At 28.5% G+C, this 8,026-nt stretch carries 9 protein-coding genes; 8 read left to right on the forward strand and 1 reads right to left on the reverse strand.

Annotation, left to right across the window (positions count from 1 at the left end; all coding sequences use genetic code 11):
• A partial coding sequence (locus VK998_RS00500) for a ComEC/Rec2 family competence protein (RefSeq protein WP_325224273.1) occupies positions 1 to 1,025 on the forward strand: 1,025 nt, incomplete at its 5' end.
• Positions 1,003 to 2,067, forward strand: coding sequence for a DNA polymerase III subunit delta (gene holA, locus VK998_RS00505; RefSeq protein WP_325224276.1), 1,065 nt, complete (start codon positions 1,003 to 1,005; stop codon positions 2,065 to 2,067). The genes VK998_RS00500 and holA, both read left to right, overlap by 23 nt.
• Before the next feature lie 37 nt (positions 2,068 to 2,104).
• Here the strand turns inward: holA and rpsT are convergent, their stop codons facing one another.
• Positions 2,105 to 2,380 carry a 30S ribosomal protein S20 gene (rpsT, locus tag VK998_RS00510; protein WP_325224279.1) on the reverse strand — a complete coding sequence of 92 codons (276 nt, stop codon included), beginning with the start codon at positions 2,378 to 2,380 and terminating at the stop codon, positions 2,105 to 2,107.
• A gap of 141 nt (positions 2,381 to 2,521) precedes the next feature.
• Here rpsT and gpr point away from each other — a divergent pair, with 141 nt between their 5' ends.
• The 6 genes from gpr to VK998_RS00540 all read left to right on the forward strand — a co-directional run.
• A complete protein-coding gene (gene gpr / locus VK998_RS00515; RefSeq protein ID WP_325224282.1) occupies positions 2,522 to 3,496 on the forward strand; it encodes a GPR endopeptidase in 975 nt (324 codons plus the stop codon).
• 88 nt (positions 3,497 to 3,584) lie between these two features.
• Positions 3,585 to 4,736: a stage II sporulation protein P gene (spoIIP, locus tag VK998_RS00520; RefSeq protein ID WP_325224285.1), complete on the forward strand. Its 1,152-nt coding sequence runs from the start codon at positions 3,585 to 3,587 to the stop codon at positions 4,734 to 4,736.
• A 65-nt stretch (positions 4,737 to 4,801) separates the two neighbouring features.
• Entirely contained in the window at positions 4,802 to 5,344 is a 543-nt protein-coding gene (lepB, locus tag VK998_RS00525; RefSeq protein ID WP_325224287.1) for a signal peptidase I, read from the forward strand.
• 47 nt (positions 5,345 to 5,391) lie between these two features.
• Positions 5,392 to 5,640 carry a hypothetical protein gene (locus tag VK998_RS00530; protein ID WP_325224290.1) on the forward strand — a complete coding sequence of 83 codons (249 nt, stop codon included), beginning with the start codon at positions 5,392 to 5,394 and terminating at the stop codon, positions 5,638 to 5,640.
• Positions 5,641 to 5,736: 96 nt separating this feature from the next.
• Complete coding sequence (lepA, locus tag VK998_RS00535; protein WP_325224293.1) at positions 5,737 to 7,545, forward strand: translation elongation factor 4; 1,809 nt, start codon at positions 5,737 to 5,739, stop codon at positions 7,543 to 7,545.
• Between the two features lie 59 nt (positions 7,546 to 7,604).
• A partial coding sequence (locus VK998_RS00540) for a radical SAM protein (protein WP_325224296.1) occupies positions 7,605 to 8,026 on the forward strand: 422 nt, incomplete at its 3' end.

The raw sequence follows: 8,026 nt of genomic DNA on the forward strand, positions 1-8,026 counted from the left end.
TAAAAAGCTTTGGTATGAAAGTTAATAAAGCTATAGTTTTTTATCTTTTGTTTTTAATTTTATTAAATTCTTTTTTCATTAATTTTGATTCTAGCTTGTCTATTGATTTTATAGATGTAGGGCAGGGGGATAGTATTTTACTAAGGACTAAAGAAGGGAATTATTTAATAGATACTGGCGGGAATATATTTGGAGATTTTGATGTAGGAGAAAGAATTCTTCTTCCTTATTTAGAGAAAGAAGGAATTTTTAAGCTTGAAGGAGTTTTTATTTCCCATTTTGATGCTGATCATTGTAAAAGTTTACCCTATTTAATTGACAATATTATAATAGAAAATATATACTTTGGATATGAAAGGGAAGATAATATTTATTATCAGCAGATAAGGCAAAAAGCTTTTGAAAAAGATATTCCAGTCAAATTATTGAAAAGAGGAGATAAACTTACACTCGATGGAAATACAAATATTGTTGTAATTGGACCTGATGATGTAATGATGAGCAGTTTAAATATTTCAGATAATGATTTATCTTTAGTCTTACTATTGAATTATTACAATACTAATATTTTGTTTACAGGAGATATTGAAGGATTAGGGGAAAAAAATGTACAATATAATATAAACACAGATATTGATTTTTTAAAGGTACCTCATCATGGTAGTAATACTTCTTCTAAAGACGAATTTTTAAATGTTTTAAATCCTAATTTTGGCTTTATTTCTGTAGGAAGAAATAATAATTTTGGTCATCCACATGAAGAGGTAATTAGGAGGTATAAAGATAAGAATATACAAATATATAGAACTGATGAACAAGGTTTGATAAACCTTAGATTAAACAAAGATGAATATAAGATTACCCCCTTTATAAAAGAAAAGTGGAGTATAATGGAAATAATGAAAGGGTATAGCCCATATATAATTTTTTTAACGATTTACTTTATTTTTTCTTATAAAATAATAAATAAATATATACTGACTAAGGAGGAGATGGAGAAAATTGAATTACAAGGAATTTATTAAAAAATCCAAGAAGAGAGAATTGAAACCAGTATATTTATTTTATGGTGAAGAAGAATATTTGATGGATTATACATTGGAAGTTTTAAAGGATATCTATGTGGATAAATCTTTTGAACCTTTAAACTATGTAATTTTAGAAGGTAAAGAAATAGATTTTGAAACTATTCTTAATGCATGTGAAACTCTTCCCTTTATGTCTGAGAAAAAAATTGTAATAATTAAAGAACTACCTTTATTTAAAAGTAAAAAGGAAGAAGGAACTATATCATCGGATTGGGACTTACCTCCATCGAAGAATCCATTGACTAAATATGTGGAAAAGCTAGAAGATTATCTATGCTTATTGTTTGTTGAAAAAGGAAATAATGTTAAAAAGTCTAATGCTCTGTATAAATCGATAAACAAAGTAGGGGGAGTAGTCGAATTTACTAAGCTAAGAGGCAAAGACTTAGATACTTGGATTGAAAATAGTTTTAAAAAGAATAATAAAAAAATGTCTAAGGCTGATATTAATTATTTCATACAACAATCTTCTTATTTCGATTCTAATCGTAGTAAAACACTTTATGATTTAGAAAATGAAATTATAAAAATCTCCAATTACTTATCTAGCAAAGAAGAAGTTACAAAAGAAATTATAGATTTATTAATGGCTAAGCCTTTGGAGATGAATGTTTTTAACCTATTGAACAGTATAAGTCAGAAAAATGGTGAAAATGCCATAAGATTATTTAATGAAATGTATATGTCTAACGAACCGGTGTTGTTTATACTTCATATGATAGTAAGACAGTTAAGGAATATGTTAAATTATAAGGTATTAAGACTTACTGGTTATTCTGAAGGGGATGTATATAGCAAAATGAAATTATCTGAATATGAGTATAAAAAAATATCAAATCAAAGTAGAAATTTTACAATACCTCAATTAGAGAGAGCTATGCTACATTGTTTAGACACAGATAAGATTATAAAATCTACATCTGTAAACGATAGATTGGCCTTGGAAATGTTGTTAACAAATTTATGTTTTAAAATTTAGGGAAAATAAAAAACTTCGGGATTGCCGAAGTTTTATTTTATACAGCTTCGTTTATTTTTTTATTTAATCTTTTAGTTAAAACGCTAACTTTTCTTGAAGCAGCATTTTTATGAATAACATTTTTATGGCTTGCTTTCTTTAATTTTTTATCTATAATTTTAAGTAATTCTCTAGCTTCATCAAGGTTTCCGTCATCTATAGCTACATCAAATTTTCTAATATAGGTTTTAATTTCAGACTTTCTACTTCTATTTAAAACGGTTTTTTTATTAGTAGTTCGGATTCTTTTTTCTGCAGATTTAATATTTGCCAATACTTTCACCTCCTCCAATCTTAACAAAAGATATTTTACCATGAAGAGGGATAAAAAGCAAGGATAATTAAGCTTAATATACATAAAATTAAACTATTGAAGAAGAATAAGATTAATACCGATAAATAGGAGGAATATGAATTGATACAAATAAGAACCGATTTAGCGATAGAAAATAGGGAAATATATAAGGAGAAAAATGATGGGGAAGTACCTGGGGTAGAGGTAGAAGAAGATAGTGGTGATAACTATACTGTTACAAGGGTAAAAATATTAGATGAAATAGGAGAAAAACATTTAGGTAAATCTAAAGGAATTTATATAACTATTGATGTACCAAAGTTAAAAAATACAGATGAAGATTTAAAGGATGAAATAAGTCAACTTGTAGCAAAAGAGATTAAAGGAATGGATATAGTTAAACAAAACACCAAAACTTTGATAGTAGGATTAGGCAATTGGAATGTGACTCCTGATGCTTTAGGACCTAAGGTTGTGGAACGAGTTTTGGTTACTAGACAGTTTTTTATCGCCTATAATAAGGAAGAGGACGAAACAGTAGCTAATGTAGCTGCTATTTCTCCAGGAGTTATGGGATTAACTGGAATAGAAACTGGTGAGATAATTAAAGGGATAGTAGAAAAAACTAAGCCAGATTTAGTCATTGCAATAGATGCATTAGCTTCAAGGAAAATGGAAAGGGTCAGTACCACCATACAAATATCTGATACAGGGATAAACCCAGGGAGCGGAATTGGTAATAAGCGAATAGGATTAAATAATAATTATTTAGGAGTACCTGTAATAGCAGTTGGAGTTCCAACAGTTGTGGATGCTGTGACAATGGTAAACGATACGATGGATTTGATTATTGGTTCTATGAAAAATGTATCGAAGGTAGGAACAGAATTCTATTCTACTCTTGAACAGGTAGGCAATGAAGAAAAATACCACCTTATAAAGGAAGTTTTAGAACCTTTTATGCCAAATGTAGTAGTAACACCAAAAGAAATTGATTCAATTATAGATGATTTGTCAATAATAATAGGAAATGGACTAAATATGGCTCTTCACCATGGTATAGATTTAAAAGATGTAAATAGGTATATTAGATAGAAAATGCACTCCTTAAAACAACTATCATATATGCAGTTTAAAATGAATATAATCTATGTATTGAATACTTAATTTAAGGAGTGTTTTTATGAAAGGAAAGGATAGTAGGAATACCTATATAATTTTTGCATTAATATGTCTTATAGTATTCAATATAGGTACAATGTTGATAAATGCAAGAGCTGACAAAGCAGAACCTGTTTTTAGTATGGAGAGATCCTATTTTAAGGATGGGGAAATTTTTATAGAGGTTGTTAGTAAAACAAGCTCCATGATTAATTTATATAAGAATCAGCAAAATATAAGCAGTAATTGGGATGAAACTTTTGCTGACAATTTATCTTTAATAAATGAAGCTAAGAGTTTTTTAAAAGCTCAATTTCCATCTATATTTTCTATAGAGAATGATCCAGTATCGGTTGATAGTGATGAAATAGAAGAAATAGATATAGAAAACAATCCATCAATAACGGAAGACTTTATTATTATTGATAGATTAGAAGAATATGAAAATTTAATTATAATTAAGGATTCTGAAGGCAATTATTCTCTTTCAGATATACCACAACCTTTAAATATAAAACCATTGAAAATCGACAAAGATAAGCCTTATATACTAATATACCATACTCATGGTACAGAATCCTATTCATCTTTAGATAATAACCAGCATCATACTATGGATGAGGAATTAAATGTAATTAGAATAGGAGAAATTATATATAGAATTTTAGATAATAATGGTCATAAAGTAGAACATGTAACTAAATATCATGATGTACCCTCTTATAATAAATCATATTCCGAATCTTTAAAGACGGTAAATAAAAAATTAGAGGATAACAATAATTTCAAAGTTTTATTAGACATTCATAGAGATGGTTTTGATCATAATGACCCTGAAGTTATTAAAAATATGAAAAACCTAATAGAAAAATCTAAGATAGAAATAGATGGTAAAGAAGTAGCAACTTTCTTTTTTGTAATAGGACCAGATTCACCTAATAAAGAAGAAGTATTAAGTTTTGCTAAATATCTTAAAGCGGTGACGGATGTTCTTTACCCTAATCTTTGTACGGGGATTATGATAAAACCTATTGGAAAATACAATCAATTTCTTTCAGATTATTCGGCTTTAATAGAAGTAGGAAACAACTTAAACACAGTAGAAGAAGCCATGGAAACTGCAAGGATTTTGGGGGAGATCTTGAGTATAGCTATTGACAAGATACAAGAATAAAACTTTTTTTTAGTTTAAATAAATGCTATAATAAGAATATATTTACAAGATGAGGAGGAAATTCAATGGAAGAAGATAATAAACCTAAAAAAAGCGAAACAATAGAATGGATTAAGAGTATATTATTAGCTATTGTAATTGCTCTATTAATAAAGACTTTTATATTCAATACTACTTATGTATTAGGGAACTCTATGTATCCAACTTTATATGAAAAGGATAGACTTTTTGCAAATAAGATACCTTTATATTTTTCAGGACCAAAAAGAGGAGAAATTGTAGTTTTAAAAGCTCCTGATGCATCGAACAAAGATTATATAAAAAGAGTAATAGGTCTTGAAGGAGATACAGTAGCTATTATTGACGGTGAAGTATATTTAAATGGGGAAGTATTAGAAGAAAATTATATTGAAGAAGGTGCCTATACCCATATATATGGAGAAAACTATTGGGAAGTTCCAGATGGACATGTTTTTGTATTGGGAGATAATAGGGATGAAGGAGCTAGTAAAGACAGTAGATATTTTGGATGTATACACCTAGATTCTATTAAAGGGATAACAAATTTTAGATATTTTCCTTTTAATAATCGATTTGGAAAGCTATAATTGTATAAAACCAATCCCTTTTAGGTAAAATAATTAGGGTGGTATTTTTGGATACGAGAGTAGAGAGAAAAAAACAACAAAAAAAACGAAAAAGAAATTTTTTTTTAAAATTAATAATAATTTTATTTACATTATCTATATTTTTATCTGGGATAAAAGTAGTAAATGCAAACATTGTTCATTTAGACTATTTTAAAGATCCGGTAATTTTTAGTGTAAATTTAAAAGAGAGAAAATTATATTTCTTTGGAGAGAGTTATTTAATTGATTTGAAAATTTTTAAAAAAAATTATTAAAAGGGCCAGTATATGCTGGTCTTTTGTTTTACTTACATTTGTTTTTCTGCTATAATTATAGTTTAGAGTTATCGTAACATCTTAAGGAGGAAAGATATGCAGAATGTTAAACAAACCAATATTAGAAATTTTTCTATAATTGCTCATATTGATCATGGCAAATCTACTCTTGCCGATAGATTAATAGAAAAAACTGGGTTGTTAACGTCTAGAGAGATGCAAAATCAAGTTCTAGATAGTATGGATTTAGAAAGGGAAAGAGGAATAACTATAAAACTGAAAAATATAAGGCTTGATTATAAGGCTAAAGATGGGAAAGAATATGTTTTAAACCTAATAGATACACCAGGACACGTAGATTTCAATTATGAAGTCTCTAGATCATTAGCAGCTTGTGAAGGTGCAGTATTAATTATAGATGCCACTCAAGGGATAGAAGCTCAAACTCTTGCAAATGTATATTTAGCCTTAGAACAGGATTTAGAAATTGTACCTATTATCAATAAGATTGATTTACCAAGTGCCAGACCAGATGAAGTTAAAAAGGAAATAGAAGATGTTATTGGGATAGAAGCAGAAGAAGCTCCTCTAATTTCAGCTAAAGAAGGTTTAAATATCGAAGGGGTATTGGAAGAAATTGTAAACAAAGTTCCAGCACCAAAAGGTGATAAAGAAGCGCCTTTAAAAGCACTTATTTTTGATTCTTATTATGATAGTTACAAAGGGGTAGTATCCTACATAAGGGTATTTGAAGGAATACTAAAACCTGGTATGGAAATTAGAATGATGTCTTCAAATAAACATTTTGAAGTAACAGAAGTAGGAGTGACTACATCTAAGCAAAGACCTGTGGATAAATTAGAAGCTGGAGATGTAGGCTATGTAGTAGCTAGCATAAAAAATGTAAAAGATGCAAGGGTAGGAGATACAATAACAGATCACGGAAATCCAACGGATAGCCCACTTCCAGGATATAAAAAAGTAGTACCTATGGTTTATTGTGGAATTTATCCTTCTGAAGGAGAAGATTTTAATTCTGTTAGAGAGGCTCTTGAAAAACTACAAGTAAATGATGCTAGTTTAATATTTGAGCCTGAAACTTCGGTTGCTTTAGGGTTTGGGTTTAGATGTGGATTTTTAGGTTTACTTCATATGGAAATTATTCAAGAGAGATTGGAAAGGGAGTTTGATTTAAATATTGTAACTACAGCTCCTAGTGTAATATATAAGATAATGACTAAGTCAGGAGAAATATTATCTATACAAAACCCAACCAATTTACCTGATGAAACAGAAATAGAATATATGGAAGAACCTATAGTTTCTGCTTCCATAATGACTCCAACAGATTATGTCGGAGCTGTAATGGAACTTTGTCAAAATAGACGTGGTATATTTATAAATATGGAGTATTTAGAAGAAACTAGAGTTGTTATGCATTATGATTTACCTTTAAATGAGGTAATCTATGATTTCTTTGATGCATTGAAATCAAGGACAAGAGGATATGCATCTTTAGATTATGAACTTAAAGGTTATCAAGAATCTGAATTGGTTAAATTAGATATATTGATTAATGGAGAGTTGGTAGATGCTTTTTCTATAATTGTTCATAAAGAAAAAGCTTATGAAAGAGCAAGAAACATTGCTGAAAAATTAAAAGATGAAATACCACGTCACCAATTTGCTATTCCTATACAGGCGACTATTGGTTCCAAAATAATTGCTAGAGAAACTGTACGTGCTTTAAGAAAAGATGTATTAGCAAAATGTTATGGTGGAGATATTACAAGAAAGAAAAAGCTATTAGAAAAACAAAAAGAAGGAAAGAAAAGAATGAGACAAATTGGTTCTGTAGAAATACCTCAGGAGGCTTTTTTAGCTGTACTAAAATATGACGAATAAATTCAATGCACACTTAAGTGTGCATTGAATTTATTTAAATTATGAGAGGAAGAATATTATTGAAAGATTTAGGATTATATATTCATATTCCTTTTTGCAGTAGTAAATGTTATTATTGTGATTTCGTATCTTTTCCTAATTTAAATAATAAAATTGATGAATATATAGATTATTTAATAAAAGAATTAAAGGACTATGAAGAATTATTAAAAGAATATTCTATTAAGACTATATTTATAGGAGGAGGAACACCATCTTATATAGGTGAGAGGTATATCGCTAAGATATTAGAGCATATTTATAAGTCTTTTAAAACAGATAAAATAGAAGAAATAACAATAGAAGCTAATCCCGGTACTATAACTAAAGATAAATTAAAATTGTATAAAGAATATGGAATCAATAGATTAAGTATAGGTGTTCAAAGTTTAAATGATAAACTTTTAAATAGTATAGGAAGAATTCATACTTCTATGGATTT

It is taken from the genome of Schnuerera sp. (assembly GCF_035459645.1).
GTDB lineage: Bacteria > Bacillota > Clostridia > Tissierellales > Tepidimicrobiaceae > Schnuerera.